This window comes from Amycolatopsis endophytica (genome assembly GCF_013410405.1).
Classification (GTDB): domain Bacteria; phylum Actinomycetota; class Actinomycetes; order Mycobacteriales; family Pseudonocardiaceae; genus Amycolatopsis_E; species Amycolatopsis_E endophytica.
In genome coordinates this window covers 586901-610247 of sequence record NZ_JACCFK010000001.1, presented here as the reverse complement: position 1 = coordinate 610247, position 23347 = coordinate 586901, and the positions used below count along the sequence as shown (strand labels likewise).

Below are 23347 nucleotides of genomic sequence, written 5' to 3'. Positions count from 1 at the left end.
GTCAGTATCTGCCATTGGTATGGCGGCGTCCGCCCTGTACCCGGGTAGGGTGGCGAAATGGTCGATCGGCGGGAGCGGTCCCGGGAGCGGCTCCAAGAAGCCGCCTTGGAGCTGTTCACGCTGGACGGTTACACCGAGACCACTGCCGTCGCCATCGCCGAACGCGCTGGGGTGACCGAGCGCACGTTCTACCGCCACTTCCGAGACAAGCGAGAGGTGCTCTTCGGAGACGGCGACCGGCTGGTGCGTCTCCTGGTCGACGCCCTGCCGCTGCGGCCCAAGCCGCTCGACCGGGCGCTCCGGAACGCCTTGTCCGCCCTTGCCGCGGACCTGACTCCACGGCGGGAGCGGCTCGCCCGGCGGGCGGCGCTGGTCAGGGCACACCGCGAACTCGCCGAACGTGAGCTGCTCAAGCTGCAGTGCTGGGCCGAAGCTCTGGCTCACGTGCTGATCGACCGGGGAATCGACGATCTCACCGCGGTCGCCGAGGTCGAGGTCGCGCTCGCGCTGTTCCGTACCGCGTTCACCCTCTGGGTGACGAGCGAAGACGACGCAGCCGACCTGGAAAAGATGATCGACCGAGCCTACGCGGCGACCGGCAGGCGGACCATGCGCAGCCAGGTCCTCGGCAGCAGGTCCTGATTCCCCTGCTGGAGCTGCCTGATCCGCGCGTGGTCCTCAGTGGACGGTGCGCCGGGCTTGCGGATCGTGGTCGCTGACCCCGCCCCAGCGGCCGGGTGGGAGCACGATGACCCTGGCCTTGCCGATGATGTTGTCGACCGGTACCGCTCCGGCGACCCCGCCGTGCCCCTGGCAGCGCGAGTCGCAGGAGTTGTTGCGGTTGTCGCCCATCACCCAGACGTAGCCGTCCGGCACCGTGACCGGCGGGAAGGAGTCCTGCTGCCGGTCGGCGGGGTCCTCCCAGTGGATGTAGGGCTCGTCCAGGGGCTCGCCGTCCACGAGGACGCGGTTCTGAGCGTCGCAGCACTCGACGGTCTGGCCGCCGGTGGCGATGATCCGCTTGACGAAGTCGTCCTCGTCCGGCGGCGCCAGTCCGAACACCGAGCCGATGTTCTGGAAGAAGCGCACCACGGCGTTGTCCGAGCGCTGACCGCTCGCCTCGGTTCCCACCCACGTTTCGGGGCCCTTGAACACCACGACGTCGCCTGGTGCGGGATCGGTGAAATCGTAGGTGATCTTGTCGACGAGAACCTTGTCGCCGTAGCACCCGGTGCAGCCGTGCAGCGTCGTTTCCATCGAGCCCGACGGGATCGTGTAGACCCGGCCCAGGAACTGCTGGAACACGAAGGCGAGCACCAGCGCCACCACGATCAGGATCGGCAGCTCGACCCAGAACGGGCGCTGCTTCTTCGGTTTGCGGCGCCGTTTCGCGTCCGGTTCGGCGCGCTCGTCCGGATCCGGGGTTTCGTCCTCGGCGGCGCCGGGGGGCACAGGTTCGACCACGGCGCCAGGCTAGCCGACTTCGCCGCCCGCCGGGCCGCGGCCGTGTCGGTGTCGGCGCAGATTCCGTCTATTGTGGATCGGCGAAAACGGGCTCACCGTGCACGCACGACGAGTGCGGGACCCGGACCTGCCGCTGCGGTGGCGGGTGTCGGCGTTGCGGGTCGTGCGTGCAGCTGCGCACCCGGCGAGCCGAGAAGCGTGCCGGACGGCGTGTTCCCGCGCCGGACGGCAGCAACCCGCACACATCCGTGCGGCGGGCCCGTCAGTAGGAGCCGATCGCGGCGGTGCTCGACAACGCGTCGATGGCCTCGGCGACCTCCGCCCGCGTGATGACGCGGGCGGCGAGCCTGCCCGCGTCCGAGTCGCCCACGCACACCGCGTAGGCGGCGTCCTCGAACATGCGCAGGTCGTTCTGGTCGTTGCCGAACGCGACGTAGCCACCGGCCGGGATGCCCAGCGCGGACAGGCCCATCGCCTTGTCGACGAGCCCCGGTGCCAGGTCCACGAGGTCTTCGGACCGGTGGACGTTGATCGTCACGCCGAGGTGCGTCAGCTCGGTCATGGCGACGTCGCCGAGGCCGAACAGGACCACCTTCACGTACTCGGCCAGCGACTCCCGCGCCACCCGCTTCGCCAGGCCGGCCTGGTCCACGCGGCCGAGGATCTCCCGGTCCCGCTTGACGTGGTAGCTGTAGTCCCACGAGCTGTCGATGAGGTACTCCAGCTCGTACCGGTCGATGATCCCGTCGATCGCGCCACGGACGTCGTCGCTGAACTTCGTGACCTCGATGTGGCCGTTCGCGCGGGTGAACGCCCCGTTGCCGCCGACGAGCGGGGCGTCGGACAGTTCACCGGGGAGCACCGGCACGAGGTCACGGATCGGCCGGGCCGAGGCGAAGACGACCGGATGCCGGGACCGGCACCGCAGGATCGCTTCGACGATGTCGCGGGGCAGGTGATTCCCGTCGAAACAGGTGGTGCCGTCGACGTCGAAGACGAACGGCACGCCCGCTTCCGCCCGCCGCGACTCGCGTTCCCCCATGGAATTCCCCCTCCGGATCCACCGATCCTACCGCGACGAACGGAGGTCGCGGCGTGGCAACCGCGAGACCGGGCAGGGCGCGACCTCAGTCGCCGGGGTGGCGGAGGTCGCGCAGCAGAACGGGCAGGGCCGCGAGTAGCGCGACGCCGCGGATCGCGCCCGCGACCGGGAACGGGGCGCGGGTGCCGAGCGCGGCGGCGACGGCTCCGCCCGCCAGCGCGCCGAGTGGCATCAGCCCCCAGCCGATCATCCGGTAGACGCTGTTGACCCGGCCCCGCAGGTCGTCGGGCACCTGCTGTTGCCGCAGGGTCAGGGCGAGGACGTTCCAGATCGTGGTGGCGAACCCGCTGACCGCCAGCAGCGCGGCGAGCGCCGGCAGCGCGGGTGCGGCGCCGATGGCCAGGAACGCGACGACGTTGCCCCCCAGTGACAGCAGCAGGGCGGGCAGTGCGCCGAGCCACGCCACGAGGCGCGCGTTGACCAAACCGCCGATGGCGCCGCCCACCGCGGCTGCCGCCAGGAGAACCCCGTAGCCGGCGGCGGTGGCGTGCAGCGTGTGCGTGGCCAGCAGGACGAGCGTCGAAGTGCCCATCGCGAAGCAGAAGGTGTTGACGCCCAGCAGCAGGGCCAGGGTGCGAAGCCTGCGGTGACGCCACAGCCACCGCAGGCCGTCCTTGATCGCCGCGCCGAGCGGTCGCGGCGTGACGGTCCGCGTGATCCGGGGCAGACCGGCGATCAGGACGGCGGAACCCGCGAACGACACCGCGTTCAGGCCGAACGGCGCGGCCGCGGCCACCGTGAACAGGGCACTGCCGACCGGCGGGCCGAGGAACTGCTGACCCAGGTACGTCACCGTGTTCTGGTACCCGTTCGCCCGGTGCAGCAGATCGGGCGCGACCAGATCGGGAACGATCGCCTGCGCCGCGTTGCCGAAGACGACCTCGCACGCGCCCAGCGTGAACGCCATCGCGACGAGCAGGCCGATCCCGAACCATCCGGTCACGACGGCCAGCGCGGTGAAAGCCATGATGCCGGTCTGGGTGATCTGCGAGAGAACCATCAGCCGACGGCGGTCGTACCGGTCGACGAGCGCGCCGAACGGCAGCGAAAAGACCAGCCACGGCGCGTAGGACGCCGCGGAAACCGCCGAGACCAGCACCGGCCGGTGGGTGAGCTGCGCGGCCAGCAACGGCACCGCCGCGGTGAAAGCGCCGTCCCCGACGTTGTCCACCGCGGCGGCGGACCACAGGCGCCAGTAGGGGCGGGGCAACTTCATGAAATCAATTAGTACATATGTTCGATACGAGGTCAAGTCCGGATCGTAAACCAGTTGCGGCAGCGTCCGGGGCCCCCGCACACTGAGCCGCCGGTGCGGGGTCGCGGGCTGGGAAACGGGCGAAATGGGTGATTCGTGTTCGAGGTGATCATCGCGGGATGCGGTCCCGCCGGCGCGATGCTGGCGGCCGAGCTCCGGGTGCACGGTGTGCGGGTGCTCGTCCTGGAAAAGGAAACCGAGCCCGTGTCGTTCGTCCGCGTGGCCGGTCTGCATATCCGCAGTCTCGAACTGATGGCGATGCGCGGACTGCTGGACCGCGTTCTGGAACACGGAAGACGGCGTCCACTCGGGGGACTTTTCGCCGCCATCCCGAAACCCGCGCCGGAGAACCTGGATTCCGCGCACACGTACCTGCTGGGCATCCCGCAACCGGTCATCGTCCGCCTCCTCGAAGAACACGCGGCCGGACTGGGTGCGCGGATCCGGCGTGGTTGCGCGGTTACCGGTGCCGAACAGGACGCCGAGGGGGTGACCGTCGAGCTGGCGGACGGTGCACAGCTCCGGTCGCGTTACCTCGTCGGTTGCGACGGTGGCCGCAGCACGGTGCGCACACTGCTCGGCATCGGCTTCCCCGGCGAGCCCGCGCGCACCGAGACGCTGATGGGCGAGATGCGCGTGGGGGTGCCGGAGGAGGAGGTCGCCGTCAAGGTGGCCGAGGTCCGCGAGACCCACAAGGCGTTCAGCCTCCGGCCCTTCGACGGAGGGGTTCACCGCGTCGTGGTTCCGGTGGTGACAGCAGGCGAGGACCGCGGTGAGGAGCCCACTCTGGAGGATTTCCGGCAGCAGTTGCGGGCGGTCGCCGGAACCGATTTCGGTGTGCACTCCCCGCGCTGGCTGTCCCGTTTCGGCGACGCCACCCGGCTGGCCGACCGGTACCGCGCCGGGCGGGTGCTGCTGGCAGGCGACGCGGCGCACATTCATCCGCCCGCCGGTGGTCAGGGCCTGAACCTGGGCGTGCAGGACGCGGTCAACCTCGGCTGGAAGCTGGCCGCGCAGGTTCGCGGCTGGGCGCCGGACACGCTGCTGGACACCTACGAGGCCGAACGCCGCCCGGTCGCCGAAGAGGTGCTGGACAACACCCGCGCCCAGGTGGAACTGATGTCCACCGGACCGGGCCCGCGGGCCGTGCGCGGGCTGCTGACCGAACTGATGGACTTCGACGAGGTGAACCGGTACCTGGTCGGGAAGCTCACCGCGATCGGCATCCGCTACGACTTCGGTGACGGCCCCGACCTGCTTGGGCGCCGCCTGCGCGACCTCGATCTGCGGCACGGCCGTCTCTACGACCGGCTGCGCCGGGGCCGCGGCCTGGTCCTCGACCGCACCGGGCGCCTCACCGCCGGGGGCTGGGCGGACCGGGTCGACCTCATTGCGGATTCCACGGCGGCACTGGAGGTTCCGGCGATCCTGCTGCGTCCCGACGGACACGTCGCTTGGGCCGGTGAGCGCCAGCGGGACCTGGACGACCACCTCGCCCGCTGGTTCGGCGAACCCGTCCGGCCATTGAAGCGCAGGTGAACAACCGCCGAACAGGTCGGCATACCGTGATCTTCCGGGCCGTGCCGGACAGAAGATGGAATCTCGTCCTGTGTCCCCGGCGCGGAGGCCAGCTTGTCCAACTTTCCCTGGGAGACCGTCCTCGCGGTCCTGGCCCTCGTCGTGCCGATCCTCGCGTTCCTGTGGGAGTTCGTGCTGGTCGGGCGCAAACGGCTCGGTTACCGGGTGCAGGTCGACACCACCGCGCGGCAGGAGATCGCGGCCGAGAACGCGGGCGCGTTGCAGCGCATGGAGAACGAGAACGGCAAGGCGCTCGTCGATCCGTCGTTCGTGCTGATGCGCATCGAGAACACCGGCACCACGAACATCGACGAGAAGGACTACGCGGTACTGGACAACGTCCGCGCCGGGATCCGGATCAGCTTTCCGGAGCGGCGCGTGGCCGGCATGGTCGTCACGGAGCTGAGCGACGACTTCCTGGACCAGAATTTCGGTGACGGGTCCGGGCTCGGTGTCAACAACGATTTCGTCGACGGTAGCGGCCGCAAGGTCGGCATCATCGAGCTGCCGCGGGTGCCGCTCAACAAGGGGCAGCACTACAAGGTCCTGACGGTGCTCGAACGTGCCGGACGGTCGGCGAAGTTCCCCGACCCCAAGGTGAGCGCCGGGATCAAGGGCGGTGTGCGCAACGGCGCCATCCGCAAGACCGAGAGCCGCACCGGGATCCCACGCTGGATGACCGTGCTGGCCTACCTGCTGGCCTCGATCGCGCTCGCGGAGCCGTTCGTGATCGGTGTGGCCACGAGTGATCCGCCGCCGCTCGACTGTGCCACTGGCGCGCTGACCATCACCGGCTCCACCGCGTTCAAACCCGTCCTGGACGAGGCGACCGCCGCGTACACCGCCACCTGCCCTGGCGCGAAGTTCACCATCGACATGACCGGCAGCTCCGCCGGGCTGGAGAAGCTCGACCAGCACCAGGGTACGGACATGGTGGCGTTTTCCGACGGTGTCAAGGGAAACCGGTCGCCGCTGCTGCTGCCGCGGCCGATCGCGTTCCTGCTGTTCACGATCGTGATCCACCCGGACGCCGGCGTGGGAGACCTGACCGCCGCGCAGGTGCGGGACGTGTTCGCCGGGCGGATCCGGAACTGGCAGGAGATCGGCGGCAGGGATCAGCCGGTGCGGATCGTCGATCGGGAAGCGCTTTCCGGGACACGGACGACGTTCGAGCAGCAGGTGCTGGGTGCCGTCGAGCCAGGTGAGAACTCCAACGACTGCGTCGAGTCGAAGGCGCCGGGGGCCTCGGCCGACGTCGTCCGCTGCCGCCGCGCCGACACGAAGACCCTGCTCGACACGGTGGCCACGACCCCGGGCGCGATCGGCTACAGCGAGTTGGGTGCGGCGGCCAACCGGGCGGATCTGGCGACCGTGCGCATCGACGGGCTCGCGGCCACGCTGGAGGGCGCCGACCACGGCGCGTACCCGTTTTGGCAGACCGAATACGCCTACACCTACGGCGAACCGAAGGCCGACTCCGTCGCGGCGAGTTTCCTGCGCTACCTGACGAACCAGGTGGGCGCCGACATCATCCGCTCCCACGGCGACCGGCCGTGCGCGGAGCTGGCGAACCCGGTGCTCTGCCGTCCGCGGGCGTGAGGACTCTCAGGACAGTGCGAGCACCCGCAGCCACTCGCGGTCCGCGCCGTCCACCGTCAGCAACGCGGCCAGCACACCGGTGGCCCCGGTCAGCAGCGACAGGTCGTCCATCGCCGTGACCTCGGGCAGCCGGGAGCGCACCAGCCGCACCAGGCGGTCGCGCAACGGGCCGCCGACGTCGGACCGCCGGGCGAAGGCGTCGGCGACGAGCAGGACTCCCGCGGCGCCGTGGCACAGGCTCAGCGGGTGGTCGGTCAGGTGGATCTCCTCGTCGTAGGCGGCGCAGAGCGTGTCCATGGCCCGCAGACCGGCGTCGGCGAACTCGCCGCCCGCGGTCCACAGTGCCCAGCTGATCCCGGGCGTGCCGTAGCACCACGCTTGGCGCCGCACGACAGCGTCCCGTGGTCCATCCGCTCTGGACCGCCACGACGCGACGCCCAGCCCGTCGGTCTCCTGGTGCGCCACCAGCCAGGACGCCAGGTTCCGCACCGCCTCCCCGGGACCTTCCGGCGCGAGCGCCGACAGCGGGCCCGCCACGCCGTGGGCCAGTCCGGTGACGATCCCGCCCTGCGTCCAGCCCAGCAGCGTGTGCCCGTCGTGCGCGCCGATCCGGTAGCCGTCGAGATCGTGGCCGGCGAGCGCGGCGAGGTGGTGGCGGGCCGGTCCGGCGTCGGGCAGCACACTCAGCAGTCCGGCTGGTCCGGACACCAGGTCGTAGTCCTCGAACCCGACCTCGCGGGTGCGCCAGCGGGCCTGGCTGACCAGGCGCGCCGCCGTCCGGCCGGCGACCGGGGACAGCGCGGGATCGATCCGCGCGATCAGCTGCAGCCCCGCCAGGACACCGGTGAACCCACCGTACAGGCCCGGTCCCGTGCAGCGGGTGCTCGTGCGCAACCAGGTCCGCAGCGCCGCCCGGCTCGCGGGGTGGTCGCCGAGCAGGACCGCGAGTACGGCCGCCCCGGGGTCGGGCGCGGCCGTACCCGTTTCCTGCCGGTCGGTCCACGACGCGAGAACCTCGACGGCGGCGCCCGTCAGGTCCCGCGCCATCCCGGCCCGGTCAGCACCAGTGCCAGCTGTGACCGTGGCCGTCGCAGTCGCCGCTGCACAACAGCAGTGAGAACGGCTTCTCCGTTTCCGTGTCGCGCGAACTGCTGATGCGCGCGTCCAGGCGCTCGACCAGACCGTCCAGTTCGGTCAGTTCCAGTGTGCTCTCCATGGTGTTCTCCTCTCGTTGTTCGTTCATCCACCGATCGCGGTGGTTTCGGGGGCGCGCCGCGCGCGCCGGGTGGTGATCTGCTGCCAGGCCGCGGTGACCTGCTCGGCCACCCGGGACGGGGATGTTTCGAACGGCAACCGGACGAGCACCTGCGCCGCGCGCCGACCACCGTCCATATCGGACACGGACAGGTCTTCGGGTGCGGGCAGCATCTCCTCCAGCACGAGCCCGGGCACCGCGGGGTCGGCGAGCATCCGGTCGAAGACCCGCAGCGTGGCGACACTGTCCAGGTCGACCGGCCGTGACAGGTGCCCGTGCCGCGCGAACACCCACCGCGGCGCGCCGGTCGCCAGCCGCAGGTTCGCCAGCGCCCGCACCCGCCCGAACCGGTCACCGCCCGGTTCGGGCAGCAGGTCGCGGCCCGCGAACACGGTCGCGGGGGCGATCACCAGATCGTCGTCCAGCAGCAAGCGCGGCGTGCGATCCCGGCCGGGGAAGGCGGACCGGGGATCGCCGAACGACCGCGGCATCGCCAGCCGCCGGGACGGCGACGCGGCGGTCAGCAGCGAGACCACCAGGTCCCACGGTGGTGGCGGGCGCCGCGTCGCGTGGTAGACCGGCCACAGCACCCGGCCCGCGCGGTCCTCGGCGATCACCCCGCGCGCGTCGCGGCGCAGCGTGATCTCGTCCAGCGGCAGGTACCGGCGCATGCCGGCCGGATCGTCCACATAGGTCGCCGGATCGGCGTCACCGGTCCAGGAACGCGTGTAGCGGGGGCGGCGCACCGTGTTGGCGCCCTGGCTGCCCTGCGGTGGCACGAGGATCTCGACCAGCTCCGCGCCGCACCGCGCCGCGGTTTCGGTCAGGAACGCGCGGTGCGCGGTCACCTGCGGCACCTCGCCGTGCAGGCTCTGCAGCGCGGTGGCGAAGCGGGCGTCGGACACCCCGGCCGGGATGACCGCCTCCAGCACCGCCCGGCCCTCGGGCAGGGGCCGGAGCAGGCAGTCGGCCGGCCACGGTGACGGCTTCGCCGGTGGCGCGCCGAGGTAGTCCAGCACCGCCGGGCCGAGATCGATCTCGCGATCGTCGGCGTGCCGCGCCATCCACTCGCACAGGCGCTGGTAGACGGTCCGTGGCCGCGGTTCCGGCCACGCGGAGGCGGGCATCGCGGGCCGTGGCGGCTCGTCCGAGGCCAGCGCCTGCGCGACGATTTCGGCCACCGGCCGCGGTTCGGGGCCGACGAGGTCAACCGCCGGGTGCGGCGACCGGCCGGCGAGCACCGCGGCGAGCCGTCCGGCCTGGGTGATCAGCTCGGGCAGCCGGTCCGGGACGGCGACGCCGCCGTGCGCCCTGCGGTAGACGTCGGTGAATCCGCGGCCGGGTTCGGTGCCCGCGGTGATCCGCCACCGGTGCAGCCGCCCGGCGGGTGCGGACGACACCTGCACGAGCCCCAGTTGCGCGAGGTGTCGCAGGAACTCGCGCAGCACGGGCTTGTGGCGGGCCTCCGGCGCGAGCAGCGTTTCCACGTCACGGGTGCGCATCGCGCGCGAACCCAGCACCCGGCACAGCGCGTCCACGACCGGTGTCCGCCGGATGTCACCGCGGCGCACCGCGTCCGGCCCGTCGTGGTCGGCGACGTGCCAGAACAGGCGATCGTTCTCGATCCAGCGCAGTGGGGTCAGGCTCAGCCAGGCGTCCGGCAGCACCGGTGCCGCGGTCAGGGTGCGCCGGTCCTCCTGGATGTTCGTCAGCCGGTGCACGGCGTGATCGCCGACCGTCAGCGGCCCCGGCCCGGTCCGCGCCAGCGCGACGTGCGCGAGCCAGCCCCGCGGCGTGGTCTTCATCGCGGACCGGAACAGCAGGCGCATCAGGTAATCGGCGCGTTTGCGCATCCGCTTGCTCGTCCACGGCTCACCCGCGGCGAGCCGGGCCTGGATGTCCTCGACGAGGTCCGGCGCGGTGGCCGCCAGCATCCGCGCGGCGCCCGGATCGCGGCTGATCAGGTCCCAGGCCAGTTCGTTCTGCATCGCCTCGGTGTCCCGCACCGCCTCGTGCAGCGCGGCCGTCTCGGCGGTCAGCGCGTCGCCCCACTCCACGATCCGGCCCAGGGGACGGAAGTCCAGCTCGCCCGGCTGCACGAACTCGCCGCGGTGCAGTCGCCTGCGCACGTCGAGAGCCCGGCGCCGCTGGTCCCGCGGCAGGTTCGGGACCAGCTCCTCCCCGATGCGCTCGGCGACGAGCGCGGCACTGACGCGGTAGGCGGCCTCGGCGCGGATCAGATGCCGCATCCGTTCGGTCAGGTCCGGGGTGCCCAGCGCGGCAGGCAGCGCCGCGGGCAGGCCGGCGACCCGGACCAGTGCGGGCTCAGCCATCGCAGGCCGCCAGCGATTCCGCGAGCAGGACCTGCCTGCCGAAGGTCAACTTCGCGCGGTTCCAGTGGAACACCACGTAGTACGCGGCGGCGTGACGCGGCCCCACCTGGGCCTCGGTGCTGGTGAAGTAGTCGCCCCACCAACGGTCGAGCAGGGGCCGCGCCTGCTCGGCGTGCCGCTCGGCCAGTCGTCGTGCCGGTGCCGCAACGGTGGCCGCCAGCTCGTCCGGGCGGTTCCACCAGCGCCGCAGCCCGGCGGCGGCTTCGGCGGTGTCGACGGGTTTCTGCTGCCGTCGCCCGGTGTCGCGAACCCGGGCCCACACGTCGCGGTCCTCCCAGCCCGCGATCCGCAGACCGTCGAAGATGCCACGCAGCATCAGCAGGGACAGCGCCCACGACGGGCACCCGGCCGGGCGGGTGTGGTGGTCGAGCCAGGTCAGCGAATCGACGGTGAACAGGCGGTGCGCCCACGCCATCGACGCCGGACCGCCGAACAGGTGCGCTTCCGGCTCGTACACCGAAGGCACCGCCCGCGTAACGAGGCCGGTGTCCTGCCAGTGCCGGATCCGCCTGCGCAGCAACGACTTCACCCGTCCGCCGTGACCCGGCGCCGGCGCGAACCGCACCCGCAGGCCGGGCGGTTTGTGCATGACGAAGAAGTCGTCGATCTCCTGCTGCCACAACCAGTCCCGCGCGAGCGCGGCGACGGCGCCGTGCAGTTCCGGGAGGTCCGGGGTGGCCAGCCCCCACTGGATCCACCGGCTGTCCTCGGCGGCGGCCAGCGCGGCCGCGCCGGCGGTGAGGAACGTGGTGTACTCGCTGCTGGTCCGGCCGTCGGACAACGCGCTGACGCAGTCGGCCAGGAAATCCCGCATCGGCACGGTCCGGTCCCGCAGGCGCACGGTAGCAGGCACCGCCATCTCGCCTCCCGAAAAGAATTCCTGAAACGGTTTCTCGCCAAGGGAAATCCGTATTCAGTCTGTGCCGGGCGCGGCATGCCGGAAAGTGCGGGAGGACCTTTTCCCCGGGACGAACGACCCCTGAACGTGGTGACCTGGCCGGCCGCGCCCGCCGCCGGGACGCAGGGTCACGACGGCGGGATGCGGCAACTCACACCGGGCAGCGGGAGTTCGCCGGTGTCAGCGGTTTCGCCACACCGGTTTCCGCTTCTGCGCGAAAGCGGCGGGCCCTTCGAACGCGTCCTGGCTGACGAGAAGATCGTCGAGCGCGGGTGAGGGGTTCCGGGCGGCTTCGACGGTGTCGGCGATTCCGTCCGCCTCCGCCATCATCCGCAGCGAGGTGCGCACGGATGTGGGTGAACCGTCGAGGATCGCCGCCGCCATCTCGCGCGCGACCGTCATCGCCTGCCCGGCCGGGGCGACGCGGCTGACCAGCCCGTAGGACTCGGCCTCCGCGGCGCCGAGCCTGCGGCCGGTGAGGATCACGTCGCCTGCGACCTTGGGCGGCACGGCGCGCGGCAGCCGGACCAGCCCGCCCGCGGCGGCGACCAGGCCCACCCGCACCTCGGGCAGGCCGAACTGCGCGGTCTCGTCGGCGACCACGAGGTGGCAGGCCAGCGCGATTTCGCAGCCACCGCCGAGAGCGAACCCGTTCACGGCGGCGATCACCGGCTTCGGCAGCGACTCACGGCTGGTGAGCCCGGCGAAGCCGTTCTTGGGCACCCACACGGGTTTCCCGCTCGCCGAGTACACGAGGTCGTTGCCCGCGGAGAACGCCTTGTCCCCGGCGCCGGTGAGGATCGCGACCCACAGGTCCGGGTCCGCGAAGTAGGCGTCGAACACCTCGTCCAGTTCGGCGTTCGCGGGCGGGTGCAGGCTGTTGCGCGACTCCGGCCGGTTGATGGTGACCTCCAGCAGGTGCCCGTCGCGGCGGACCTCGATGTGCTCGTAGGTGTCCCGGAATCCCGGCGGGCGCCGCGGGAACAGCTCGTCCATCCGCTCCGCGGTCGTGGTCACGCGGTTGCCGTGGCCGAACGAGCGCACGTAGACCTTGCCGCCGATCGGTTCGCCCTCGCCCAGCCGGGCGAGCATCTCCTCGTCCTGCGTGGAGGCGAGGAACCGGCTCCCGTCGTCGAGCCTGCCGACGACCACGCCGGTGCCGCTCGCGTGCTGCACGGTGTAGGTCTCGATGGTGGCCCAGCCGTCCGGGTGGACCACGGTCGGCACCGTCGGACGGGCGTCCAGGCCGGCCTGCAGTTCGGCGTCGCGGCTGGTGCGCCACGGCGCCGGGGTGGTCGAGTAGACGCCGGCGGAGTACTTGGACAGCGTGCCGCCGTTGGCGCCCACCAGGCCGAACGTGCCCGGCCGGTCCCGCATCCGCACGACGGTCTCGGCGATGGCGTGCATCGAGTAGTTGTTGCCGGGGCCGCCGAAGAACGGCAGCCCGCCCGTCACGGTGAGGCCCCGTGGATCGTCGACCGGCAGGCCGAGGCCCTCGCACACGGTGAGGACCGCGATCGGGAAGCAGCTGTAGAGGTCGAACGTGGCCAGGTCGTCCACGCCGATCCCGGCGACCTCCAGCGCGTGCCGGACGGCCAGCACCGCGGCGGGGGAGGAGCTGAGGTCCTCGCGGTCCAGCAGCGGCTGTTCCCGCAGGTCGGAATGTCCGTGCAGGAAGACCTGCCTCTCCTCGGGGATGCCCAGCTCGCGTGCCCTGGCGACGGACATCAGCAGCACCGCGGCACCCTGGTTGACCTGCTCGCGGGCGATGAGGAAACGGGGGTAGGGGTCGACGATCGGGCGGTTGCGGTCGGACGGGGTGACCAGCTCGCGGGCGTCGCGCTCGACCGGCGCGGCGGCGTGCGGGTTCGCGGCGGCGACCTTGGTGAACGGGGCGAACACGCGGCCCATCTCGCGGGCGTACTCGTCGCGGGTCAGGCCGAGCCGGGCGCGGCGGGCGTTGTCGAACAGGGCGTACTGGCTGATGGGTTCGACCAGGCCGTGGGCCAGCATCTGCCGGTTGGCCAGTCCCCGCAGGCCGAAGCCGCGGTCTTCGAGGTCGCCCTCGACGTGCTCGGTCCAGTCCGGTTTGTCCTCGGCTTTCGCGAGGTGGCGGGCCGTGGAGATGGCTTCGGATCCGAAAGCGAGCGCGACCTCGGCGCCGCCGTCGGCGATCGTGCCCGCCAGCTCGGTGACCAGGTGCTGGGGCGACTGACCACCGGTGATCTCCAGGATCGCTCGGGCAGGCGTCGCGCCGAGGCGTTTCGCGACCGAGCGGGGGAAGTTGTCCGACCGGCCGAGTGGGGAGTGCGAGATCGGGGTGGAGATCTCGAACTGGCGGATACCGGCGACGGTGTCGATGGCCTCGGCGAGGCTGACGGGGTCGGCACCGGTGTCCGCCAGCGCGTCACGGGCCGCCGCGGTCGCGAGTTCGACCGGGGACAGCCCGCGGTAGCCGGCATCGTCGATGCGCTCGGACGCCTGGCCGACGCCGACGAGGACCGGCGTCCGGTAATCGAGAGAGGTCATACCGCACGGTAACCCGGCCTCCGCCTCGATCATCAAGACTTTCGGTCAGCCACCCTGGCCGATGTTCACCATCCAGGACACCCCGAACCGGTCCACGCACGCACCGAACTCGTCGCCCCACATCTGTTTCTCCAGGGGCACCGTGATCTGGCCGCCGTCGGACAGCTTGTCCCAGTAGCCTGTCAGCTCGGTGGCGTCGTCGCCGCTGAGGCTGACCGAGATGGTGTTGCCTGGCTGGTGGTCCGTGCCGGGCGGGGTGTCGGAGCACATGAGGGTGAAGCCGCTTGTGGTCTCGAGCTGACCGTGCATGATCTTGTCGCCCTCCGCCCCCTCCATGCCGCCGAGTTCGCCGTACGTGCTGAGGTTCAGGTCGCCCCCGAAGACCTGCTGGTAGAACTCGATCGCCTGCCGGGCGGTGCCGGGAAAACTGAGATAGGGATTGAGTCGCGAGGCCATGGTGGGTCCCCTTTCCCGTTCGCGAGCGGTCAATCCTCGCAGACCCCTCGGGGGCTCACAACACCCTGCGGGGTAGGAAAAACTTCGACAGAATGGGACCGTGGTCGGGTCGGTTTGGTACGTCGGATACGGCTCGAACCTGCGCGCGGAGCGCCTCCGGTACTACCTGGAGGGCGGCACCCCACCCGGCGGGCAACGTTCCTGTCCCGGCTGCCGTGATGCGAGCCCGCCGTTGAAGATCGCCCCGCATTCGATGCCCGGCGCCGTGTACTTCGCGACCGAATCCGCGATCTGGACCGGCGGGCGGGCCCTTTATGATCCGACGTTGCCCGGAACGGCGGCAGGGCGGGCGTATCTGCTGACGGTGAGCCAGTTCTCGGACGTGGCGGCGCAGGAAATGTACCGTGCTCCCAGCACTGATCTGGATTTGACGAGGGTCCTGACAACGGGCCGCGACGAGCTTGGTCCGGGCCGGTACGAAACGCTGCTGCACATCGGCGACCGGGAAGGTTCACCGGTGCTGACGTTCACCGCGCCGTGGTCGGCGAGCGAGGTCGAGTGGAACCCACCGTCGAAGGTGTACCTGCGCATGCTGGCCGAGGGACTGCGCGAATCACACGGCTGGAATGCACAGGAGGTGGCCCGATACCTGGGCGGCTTACGTGGCGTGGAAGGGCACTGGCCGCCGGACACGCTGGCAGCACTACTGACTTGAACGCCCCCTCACCCGAACCAGCCCCCCCCGCCGCCCGGAGCGGCCAACACGCGGCCCGGAGCGGCCAACACGCGGCCCGGAGCGGCCAACACGCGCGTGTTGGCCGTTCCCGTCGCCGTGTTGGCCCTTCCGGTCAGCGTGTTGGTCGTTCCCGCTGGCGTGTTTGCCCTTCCGGGACACGCCACCCGGCAACGGAAGCCGAACCAAGACGTGCCCGGACCTTCCCCGCCCCTCATCCCCAGCCTGCTTCGGTCGCCGATCAGGCGGGTCAAGGTACTCTTTCCCGCCTTGACGCGTCTGCTCGGCGACTGGAACCCTCCGCGAGGAGGGGCGGGGGAGGTCACACCCAAGCTGACCGACTACTGCGCGGCGGCGAGCCCAGCGGCCAGCGCCGGAGGCGCTTCCCCGCCAGCCGAAGGCGCGGCTCTCAAGATCAAAAGCGTCCTCGCCGGACAGTCAGGCTCCGGGATGACCAGGGCTCCCGCAGCCCGGCTCACCTCGGGCAGGGGGTCGCTGTGCGGTCATCCCTTCGCCTTCCGGTTTGTGCATATCACCTTGAGCCAGGGCCGCAAGGTTGGCATGTCAACTCACGCGAGCACAAAGGTTGCGGCCCTGGCTCAAGGTGATCGTCCAGTGTCAGGCTCCGGGATGACCACCCAGCTCCTCTTTACTGCAGCTCGCTCATCCGGCTCTGAGGGAACCCGTCACGCGGAGGTGACCGGCCCGGCGACCCGGATCACGATCAGACATGAATCGTCCTCCGTGTCCGACGTCGCCTCGGCCAGGAGCTTGTCGCTGATCCGCTCCACATCCGTTCCCGCCTCGCGCGCGCCCAGGGCCAGCCGGTCCAGGCTGTCGTCCAGCAGCACACCCCGTCGCTCGATCAGGCCGTCCGTGAACAGGACCAGAGTGTCGCCCGTCCGCAGCAGCAGCACGGATTCCTCGAACCGCGCGCCCTCCCGCGCGCCCAGCAGGATCCCGCGCGGCAGGGGCAGCTGCTCGGCGACGCCGTCGCGCACCAGGATCGGCGGCAGGTGCCCGGCGCGCGCCCACGTCAACGTCCGGGTGCCCGGCGAGTAGAGGCCGCACAACGCGGTACCGGTGATGCCCTGGTTCACCGTGAAGGTCGTCGTGTTCAACCACTCCAGCAGCCTGCCCGGCCCGGCGCCGGTAACGGCCAGGCCGCGCAACGCGTTCCGCAGCCCGATCATCCCGGTCGCCGCCCCGATTCCGTGCCCCGCGACGTCACCGATCACGAGCAGGATCCGCCCGTCCGGCAGCGCGGTCGCGTCGTACCAGTCGCCACCGACCTTGTGCTCCTGCGCCGCGGGCCGGTACCGGACCGCCACGTCCAGACCGTCCATCCCCGACGGCCGCGCCGCCGACGGGAGGATCGCCTGCTGCAGCTCCCGCGCGATCCGGTTCTGCTCACGCACCTCGTGCTCGCTGGCGTCCAGCCGGTCACGGGTCGCGGTGAGCGCGACCTGGCTCTGGTACTGCGCGGACAGGTCCTGGTAGATCCCGCGCACCGCGATCAGCTCGCCCGTCTCCGACCGGACCGGCTCACCGTGCGCGCGGATCTGCCGGTGCGTGCCGTCGGGCCGGATCAGCCGGAACACCGTCGCGGCCTCCTGGCGCAGCAGCGAGTTCTGGAAGGCGCGCACGATCGTCAGGTCCTCGGGGTGCACGTAGGTGCACAGCTCGTTCCACGACACCGGGCCGGCCGAGGCCGGCAGCCCGAACAGCTCGAAAGTCTGCTCCGTCCACGTCATCTCGCCGGTGAGCACGCTGTGCTCCCAGCTGCCCAGCCGCGCGATGTGCTGCAGGCTGTGCAGCAACTCCGCCAGCCGGTGGTCGTCGTGCCCGACGGTCAGCCCGATGCGCACACCGTCGAGGAACCGGGTGATGCGCACGTCCACCATCGCCGGTGTCGCCGTGCCGCCCTGCTGCGCGACCAGCGGGATCGGCCCGAGCTGCGCGGTGGACCCGCTGGTGAGCACCTCCACCGAGCGGTCGGCGAGCCCGTAGGCGCACAGCAGCGGGTACACGCGGGTCAGGCCGCGCCCGACCAGGTCCTGCGCCGAGCGGCCGCCGGGATCCTCGAAGTCCTCGCCCACCTGGGCGATTTCGAAGTCGGTCACCTGGCCGGACTCGTCCGCCCGCGGCCGGGCGAACAGGCCGGAGTCCAGCAGCCCCACCAGCGCCGGCAGCGCACCGGTGGGCTGGGTGCTGAACATGATCTCCCGGCCGCACAACGCGGCGAGCGCGGTGAGCCGTCGCCGTCGCTCGGGCGGGAACCCCGGCAGCGGGGCGGGCCACACGAACTCGACCACCCCGGCGATGCCGCGGGAGGTGGTCACCGGGATCACCGCGCGCGCCCGGCCTTCGTCGGCCGCCAGCAACGGCACCCCGGGGGTGATGTCCGCCTCCGGCAGCCAGTGCGGGCGCCGCTCGCGGGCCGCCCGCTGCGGCAGGCAGTCCAGCAGCACGGGCAGGTGTCGCCACCGGCTGGCCTCCAGCAGGTTCAGCCCGGTCTGGCCGGCCAGCCCCAGCGCGCCGTCCGGCTGCACCTGCCACAACGCGACCGCGAGCGCGCCCGCGGTGCGCCGGACCTCCTCCAGCAGAGCCGAATTCTCCGCGTCGCCATCGGGGAGCCGGGCGAAGTCCGGCATCCCGCCGGGGCCGGGCGTGGGGGCCCGCGGCGGCCGGACCGCGCCCGCGACCAGGTCGGCGGCGAGTTCCGGCACCGCGACACCGGTCTTCGCGGCGAGGTCGGTGAGGTGCGCGGTGGCCTCGGCGGGGGAGTAACCGAGGCGTTCGACGAGGATGCCTTCGGCGAGTGGGACGAGCAGGCCGCCGTCGCGTTCCGCCCGCAGCCGTTCGATCTCCTGCTGCTGGCGCGTCACGACGTCGGCCAGCCGGGCGGCCCGGGGCTCGAGATCACTGGTCCGCGGAGGGTGCTGGGCCGGCACGTGTGCCCTTCGGTGACGTCGGTGGAACGAGTCTCGCAACTGGCGCTGGGATCGGCCCCGCGCTACCAGTAGATTCCTCTCCTGGAGCGATTGTTCGCAAGGGCGATCGGCGCGCCTCACGAAATCGGAGTGCACTGATGGCTGAGAGCCGCACAGCCCAAGCCAAACGGGAACCGGGCAGAAGCAGTGAGCGTGAGCTCGCCGACCCCCGGCTCCAGCAGCTGCTGGCCGGGCTGACCGCCGTGCGGGACGGTGATTTCGGCACCCGCCTGCCGCAGGTCGGGGACGAGCTGATGGACGAGATCGCCGCGGTGTTCAACGGCATGGTCGACCAGCTCTCCGTGTTCACCTCGGAGGTGACGCGGGTGGCCACCGAGGTGGGCACCGAGGGCGAACTCGGGGGCCAGGCACGGGTTCCGGGGGTGTCCGGGACGTGGGCGGATCTCACCGATTCGGTCAACGCCATGGCAGGGAACCTGACAGACCAGATGCGGGACATCGCGCAGGTCGCGACCGCGGTGGCGAAAGGCGACCTGTCGCAGAAGATCACCGTCGACGCGAAGGGCGAGATCCGGGAGCTGAAGGAGACCATCAACACGATGGTGGATCAGCTCTCCTCGTTCGCCGACGAGGTCACCAGAGTGGCCCGCGAGGTCGGCACCGAAGGAATTCTCGGTGGTCAGGCGGAAGTGCCCGGCGTTTCCGGAACCTGGAAAAATCTCACGACTTCGGTGAATTTCATGGCGGGAAATCTCACCGATCAGGTGCGCAATATCGCGCAGGTGACCACGGCCGTGGCGCGTGGTGATCTTTCGCAGAAGATCATGGTCGACGCGCGCGGTGAAATTCTCGAATTGAAGAACACCATCAACACGATGGTGGATCAGCTTTCCGCGTTCGCCGACGAGGTCACGCGAGTGGCCCGCGAGGTGGGCACCGACGGGCGGCTCGGCGGCCAGGCGCAGGTGCCCGGTGTCGGCGGAACGTGGCGCGCGCTCACCGATTCGGTGAACTTCATGGCGGGCAACCTCACCGATCAGGTGCGCTCCATCGCCTCCGTGGCCACCGCGGTCGCCGACGGTGACCTGTCGCAGAAGATCACCGTCGACGCGCGCGGCGAGATCCTGGAACTGAAGAACACGATCAACACGATGGTCGACCAGCTGTCCGCGTTCGCGGGCGAGGTGACCAGAGTGGCCCGCGAGGTGGGCACCGAGGGCAGGCTCGGCGGTCAGGCCGACGTCAAGGGCGTGTCCGGCACCTGGAAGGCGCTCACCGAGTCGGTGAACGTGATGGCCACCAACCTGACCGACCAGGTGCGCTCGATCGCCGACGTCACCACGTCGGTCGCGAAGGGCGATCTGACGCAGAAGATCCGCGTCGACGCGCGCGGCGAGATCCTGGAGCTCAAGGAAACCATCAACACGATGGTCGACCAGCTCTCGGCGTTCGCGGACGAGGTGACGCGCGTGGCCCGCGAGGTGGGCACCCACGGCAACCTGGGCGGGCAGGCCAACGTCCGCGGCGTGTCCGGCACCTGGAAGGACCTCACCGACAACGTCAACGGCATGGCGTCGAACCTGACCAACCAGGTGCGTTCGATCGCGCAGGTGTCGAGTTCGGTGGCGCAGGGTGACCTGTCGAAGAAGATCACCGTCGAGGCCAAGGGTGAGGTCGCGGCGCTGGCTGACACCATCAACACGATGGTCGACACGCTCGGCGCGTTCGCCGACGAGGTGACCAGAGTGGCCCGCGAGGTGGGCACCGAGGGCATGCTGGGTGGCCAGGCGCGCGTGCCGAACGTCGCCGGGACGTGGAAGGACCTCACCGACAACGTCAACTCGATGGCGAACAACCTGACCAACCAGGTGCGCAACATCGCCCAGGTGACCACCGCGGTCGCGGACGGCGACCTGACGAAGAAGATCGATGTCGACGCGCGCGGCGAGATCCTGGAGTTGAAGACCACCATCAACACGATGGTCGACACGCTCGGTTCATTCGCGGCCGAGGTGACGCGCGTGGCGCGCGAGGTGGGCAGCGAGGGGCGGCTGGGTGGCCAGGCCGAGGTCGAGGGCGTGTCCGGCACGTGGAAGCGGCTCACCGAGAACGTCAACGAGCTGGCGGGCAACCTGACCCGTCAGGTGCGGGCGATCGCCGAGGTGGCCAGCGCCGTGGCCACCGGCGACCTGACCCGCTCGATCTCGGTCGAGGCGCAGGGCGAGGTCGCCGAGTTGAAGGACAACATCAACTCGATGGTGCGCTCGCTGCGCGAAACCACGCACGCCAACCAGGAACAGGACTGGCTCAAGACCAACCTCGCCCGCATCGCGGGCCTGATGCAGGGCCACCGCGATCTGGCGACGGTCGCGGAACTGGTGCTGAACGAGCTGGCGCCGCTGGTCGACGCGCAGCAGGCCACGTTCTTCCTGGCCGGTGCGCAGGACGGGCGTGACAGGCTGCGGCTGATCGCCAGCTACGGCGCGCACTCCACGGACGAGCTGCGCACGGAGGTCGAGGTCGGGCAGACGCTGATCGGGCAGGCGGCGCGCACCCGCCGTCCGATCGTCGTGGACAAGACGCCGCCCGGGTACGTGCGGATCGCGTCCAGCCTCGGCGAGGCGCCACCGGTGAACCTCGTCGTGCTGCCGCTGCTGTACGAGGACCGCACGCTCGGCGTGATCGAGCTGGCCTCGTTCGAGCAGTTCAGCCAGTCGCAACGGGACCTGCTCAACCAGCTGGGTGAAACGATCGGCGTCAACGTCAACACGATCGTGGCCAGCTCGCGCACCGACTCGCTGCTGGAGGAGTCCCAGCGGCTCGCGGCCGAGCTGCGGGTGCAGCAGGAGGAACTGCAGCGCTCCAACGCCGAACTCGCCGAGAAGGCGACGCTGCTGGCCAGCCAGAACCGCGACATCGAGGTCAAGAACACCGAGATCGAGCAGGCCAGGCGCGAGATCGAGGAACGCGCCGAACAGCTCGCGCTGGCGTCGAAGTACAAGTCCGAGTTCCTCGCCAACATGTCGCACGAGCTGCGCACGCCGCTCAACAGCCTGCTGATCCTGGCGAAGCTGCTCGCGCAGAACCCGAGCCGCAACCTCACCGCGAAGCAGGTGGAGTACGCCGAGGTCATCCATTCGGCCGGATCGGACCTGCTGCAGATGATCAACGACATCCTCGACCTGTCCAAGGTGGAGGCGGGCCGGATGGACATCCACCCCGAGTCGTTCGCCCTGAGCCAGCTGCTGGACTACGTGGAGGCCACGTTCCAGCCGCTGACCGCCGAAAAGGGGCTGACGTTCGCCGTCGCGGCGGAACCGGACGTGCCGGGCGAGCTGGTGACCGACCAGCAGCGGCTGCGCCAGGTGCTGCGGAACCTGCTGTCCAACGCGGTGAAGTTCACCGACCACGGGCGCGTCGAGCTGCGGGTGCGGATGGCCCGCGACGAGGAGGTGCCGCCGCACACGCGCGGGCCGGTGGCCGCGTTCGCGGTCACCGACACCGGCATCGGGATCGCGAAGGAGAACCTGAGCGCGATCTTCGCCGCGTTCCAGCAGGCCGACGGCACCACCAGCCGCCGCTACGGCGGCACCGGGCTGGGGCTGTCGATCAGCAACGAGGTCGTGTTCCGGCTGGGCGGCGAAATCCGCGCGGAGAGCGAACTGGGCGAGGGCAGCACGTTCACGCTGTTCCTGCCGCTCGGCCAACCCGCGGACGGCCACCAGCTCGTGCCTGCCGAGATCGAGAACACCGTGCTCCCGCAACCGGCGGCCGCCCGCGAGACGCCGGGCAAACGGCAGCTGCTCGTCGTCGAATCCAGTGGCACGGGCCTGCTGTCGCTGCTGGCCAGCAGCGCGGCCGCGGACCTGGACGACACGCACGGCACGGTGACGGTCGCGACCGTGAGCACCGCGGAGCAGGCGGCGAACGTGCTGCTCAGCCGCCCGCACCACTGCGTCGTGCTGGACATCAGCCTGCCCGAGGGTGGCGCGTTCGCCGTGCTCGACGCGCTGGCCGAGCACCCGGACCTGCGGAGCGTGCCGGTGCTCGCGCACCCGTCCCGCAAGCTCACCCCGGACCAGGAGAGCCTGGTGCGGACCAGGGCGGCGATGCGGCCGCTGGAGCTGCTGCCCTCGCTCGACGAGCTGCGCGAGCGGATCGCGCTGCACCTGTCGGCCGAGCAGCCCGACGACGTCATCCCGCTCACCCAGCCGCGGGTGCCGCTGACGGACCCCGGCCAGGCAGGCGAAGGGCCCGCCGACGAACCGTTGCGCGGGCACAAGGTCCTGATCGTGGAGGACGATCCGCGCAACGTGTTCGCGCTGCGGGGCGCGCTGGAGAGCTACGGACTGGACGTGCGGCACGCGGTGAACGGCCGCAAGGGCATCGACGCGCTGCTCGCCGAGGACGGCATCGAGCTGGTCCTGATGGACGTGATGATGCCGGAGATGGACGGGTACGCGGCCACCGCCGCGATCCGGGAGATCCCGGGGTTCGCCGACATGCCGATCGTCGCCGTCACCGCGAAGGCGATGCAGGGCGACCGGGAGAAGGCGCTGGCCTCGGGGGCGACGGACTACCTGACCAAGCCGGTCGACGCCGGGGAGCTGTTGCGCTGCCTGCGGCGATGGCTGCCGGAGGTGCGCGCCTGACGCACATCCCGGGATCCGGGGAAGGAGTTTCGCCGCGGCGCCCGGAAGGGGAAGATGGGCTGGTGCAGGCACCGGACCCAGCGAACCGAAGCGACCCGGCCGACGACGCCGTCAACGGCGTGGCGGTCGCGGTCGAGCACCACGGCGAGGCCGTCGTGGTGCAGGTCAGCGGCGAACTCGATCTCCTGACCACGCCGCGGTTGGACAACGCGGCTTCGGCGGCGTTGCGGGAGCGGCCATCGCTGCTCGTGCTCGACCTGACCGAGGTGACCTTCCTGGGTTCGGCCGGGATGGCCTCGCTGGTGGCGGTGCGGCAGGCGGCGGGCGACGACGTGCAGATCCGGCTGGCCGCGGCGAATCCGGTCGTGGTGCGGGCGATGGAGGTCGTCGGTCTCGACGAGGAGTTCGCGCTCTACGCGACGTGCGACGAGGCGCTGGGCGGGTGAAACCGGGGCGGACGGCGTTTTTCGCCGGCCGCG

16 protein-coding genes are annotated in these 23347 nt (G+C 71.0%); 6 read left to right on the top strand and 10 right to left on the bottom strand.

Annotation, left to right across the window (positions count from 1 at the left end):
• Positions 1 to 57 precede the first annotated feature (57 nt).
• Positions 58 to 642: a TetR/AcrR family transcriptional regulator gene (locus HNR02_RS02970; protein ID WP_179771695.1), complete on the top strand. Its 585-nt coding sequence runs from the start codon at positions 58 to 60 to the stop codon at positions 640 to 642.
• A gap of 36 nt (positions 643 to 678) precedes the next feature.
• Here the strand turns inward: HNR02_RS02970 and lepB are convergent, their stop codons facing one another.
• The 3 genes from lepB to HNR02_RS02955 all read right to left on the bottom strand — a co-directional run bounded on the left by lepB (position 679) and on the right by HNR02_RS02955 (position 3782).
• Positions 679 to 1464 (bottom strand): signal peptidase I, encoded by a 786-nt coding sequence (gene lepB / locus HNR02_RS02965; RefSeq protein WP_179771694.1) that lies wholly within the window; start codon positions 1462 to 1464, stop codon positions 679 to 681.
• A gap of 262 nt (positions 1465 to 1726) precedes the next feature.
• On the bottom strand, positions 1727 to 2506 hold the full coding sequence (locus HNR02_RS02960; RefSeq protein WP_179771693.1) for an HAD hydrolase family protein: 780 nt from the start codon (positions 2504 to 2506) through the stop codon (positions 1727 to 1729).
• A gap of 85 nt (positions 2507 to 2591) precedes the next feature.
• Positions 2592 to 3782 carry an MFS transporter gene (locus HNR02_RS02955; RefSeq protein WP_179771692.1) on the bottom strand — a complete coding sequence of 397 codons (1191 nt, stop codon included), beginning with the start codon at positions 3780 to 3782 and terminating at the stop codon, positions 2592 to 2594.
• Positions 3783 to 3917: 135 nt separating this feature from the next.
• Here HNR02_RS02955 and rox point away from each other — a divergent pair, with 135 nt between their 5' ends.
• Together rox and HNR02_RS02945 are read left to right on the top strand one after the other, a co-directional pair.
• Positions 3918 to 5360: a rifampin monooxygenase gene (rox, locus tag HNR02_RS02950; RefSeq protein WP_179771691.1), complete on the top strand. Its 1443-nt coding sequence runs from the start codon at positions 3918 to 3920 to the stop codon at positions 5358 to 5360.
• A gap of 93 nt (positions 5361 to 5453) precedes the next feature.
• Positions 5454 to 6998, top strand: coding sequence for a substrate-binding domain-containing protein (locus HNR02_RS02945; RefSeq protein ID WP_179771690.1), 1545 nt, complete (start codon positions 5454 to 5456; stop codon positions 6996 to 6998).
• A gap of 6 nt (positions 6999 to 7004) precedes the next feature.
• On the opposite strand, the gene HNR02_RS02940 is transcribed toward HNR02_RS02945, so the two are convergent.
• The 6 genes from HNR02_RS02940 to HNR02_RS02915 all read right to left on the bottom strand — a co-directional run bounded on the left by HNR02_RS02940 (position 7005) and on the right by HNR02_RS02915 (position 14529).
• Positions 7005 to 8045 carry a lanthionine synthetase LanC family protein gene (locus HNR02_RS02940; protein ID WP_179771689.1) on the bottom strand — a complete coding sequence of 347 codons (1041 nt, stop codon included), beginning with the start codon at positions 8043 to 8045 and terminating at the stop codon, positions 7005 to 7007.
• Between the two features lie 10 nt (positions 8046 to 8055).
• Entirely contained in the window at positions 8056 to 8214 is a 159-nt protein-coding gene (locus tag HNR02_RS02935) for a hypothetical protein (protein ID WP_179771688.1), read from the bottom strand.
• A 23-nt stretch (positions 8215 to 8237) separates the two neighbouring features.
• Positions 8238 to 10586 (bottom strand): lantibiotic dehydratase family protein, encoded by a 2349-nt coding sequence (locus tag HNR02_RS02930; RefSeq protein ID WP_179771687.1) that lies wholly within the window; start codon positions 10584 to 10586, stop codon positions 8238 to 8240.
• Positions 10579 to 11505: a thiopeptide-type bacteriocin biosynthesis protein gene (locus HNR02_RS02925; protein ID WP_179771686.1), complete on the bottom strand. Its 927-nt coding sequence runs from the start codon at positions 11503 to 11505 to the stop codon at positions 10579 to 10581. The genes HNR02_RS02930 and HNR02_RS02925 overlap by 8 nt, the downstream gene beginning before the upstream one ends.
• Before the next feature lie 219 nt (positions 11506 to 11724).
• Positions 11725 to 14073, bottom strand: a complete 2349-nt coding sequence (locus tag HNR02_RS02920; RefSeq protein ID WP_179771685.1) for an acetyl-CoA acetyltransferase — start codon at positions 14071 to 14073, stop codon at positions 11725 to 11727.
• Positions 14074 to 14118: 45 nt separating this feature from the next.
• Positions 14119 to 14529 (bottom strand): VOC family protein, encoded by a 411-nt coding sequence (locus HNR02_RS02915; RefSeq protein ID WP_179771684.1) that lies wholly within the window; start codon positions 14527 to 14529, stop codon positions 14119 to 14121.
• Positions 14530 to 14761: 232 nt separating this feature from the next.
• Here HNR02_RS02915 and HNR02_RS02910 point away from each other — a divergent pair, with 232 nt between their 5' ends.
• Positions 14762 to 15244, top strand: a complete 483-nt coding sequence (locus HNR02_RS02910) for a histone deacetylase (protein ID WP_246338483.1) — start codon at positions 14762 to 14764, stop codon at positions 15242 to 15244.
• 704 nt (positions 15245 to 15948) lie between these two features.
• Here the strand turns inward: HNR02_RS02910 and HNR02_RS02905 are convergent.
• On the bottom strand, positions 15949 to 18216 hold the full coding sequence (locus tag HNR02_RS02905) for a SpoIIE family protein phosphatase (RefSeq protein ID WP_179771682.1): 2268 nt from the start codon (positions 18214 to 18216) through the stop codon (positions 15949 to 15951).
• 137 nt (positions 18217 to 18353) lie between these two features.
• Here HNR02_RS02905 and HNR02_RS02900 point away from each other — a divergent pair, with 137 nt between their 5' ends.
• Together HNR02_RS02900 and HNR02_RS02895 are read left to right on the top strand one after the other, a co-directional pair.
• Positions 18354 to 22868 (top strand): HAMP domain-containing protein, encoded by a 4515-nt coding sequence (locus tag HNR02_RS02900; RefSeq protein ID WP_179771681.1) that lies wholly within the window; start codon positions 18354 to 18356, stop codon positions 22866 to 22868.
• 62 nt (positions 22869 to 22930) lie between these two features.
• Positions 22931 to 23314, top strand: a complete 384-nt coding sequence (locus tag HNR02_RS02895; protein ID WP_179771680.1) for an STAS domain-containing protein — start codon at positions 22931 to 22933, stop codon at positions 23312 to 23314.
• Positions 23315 to 23347: the final 33 nt, after the last annotated feature.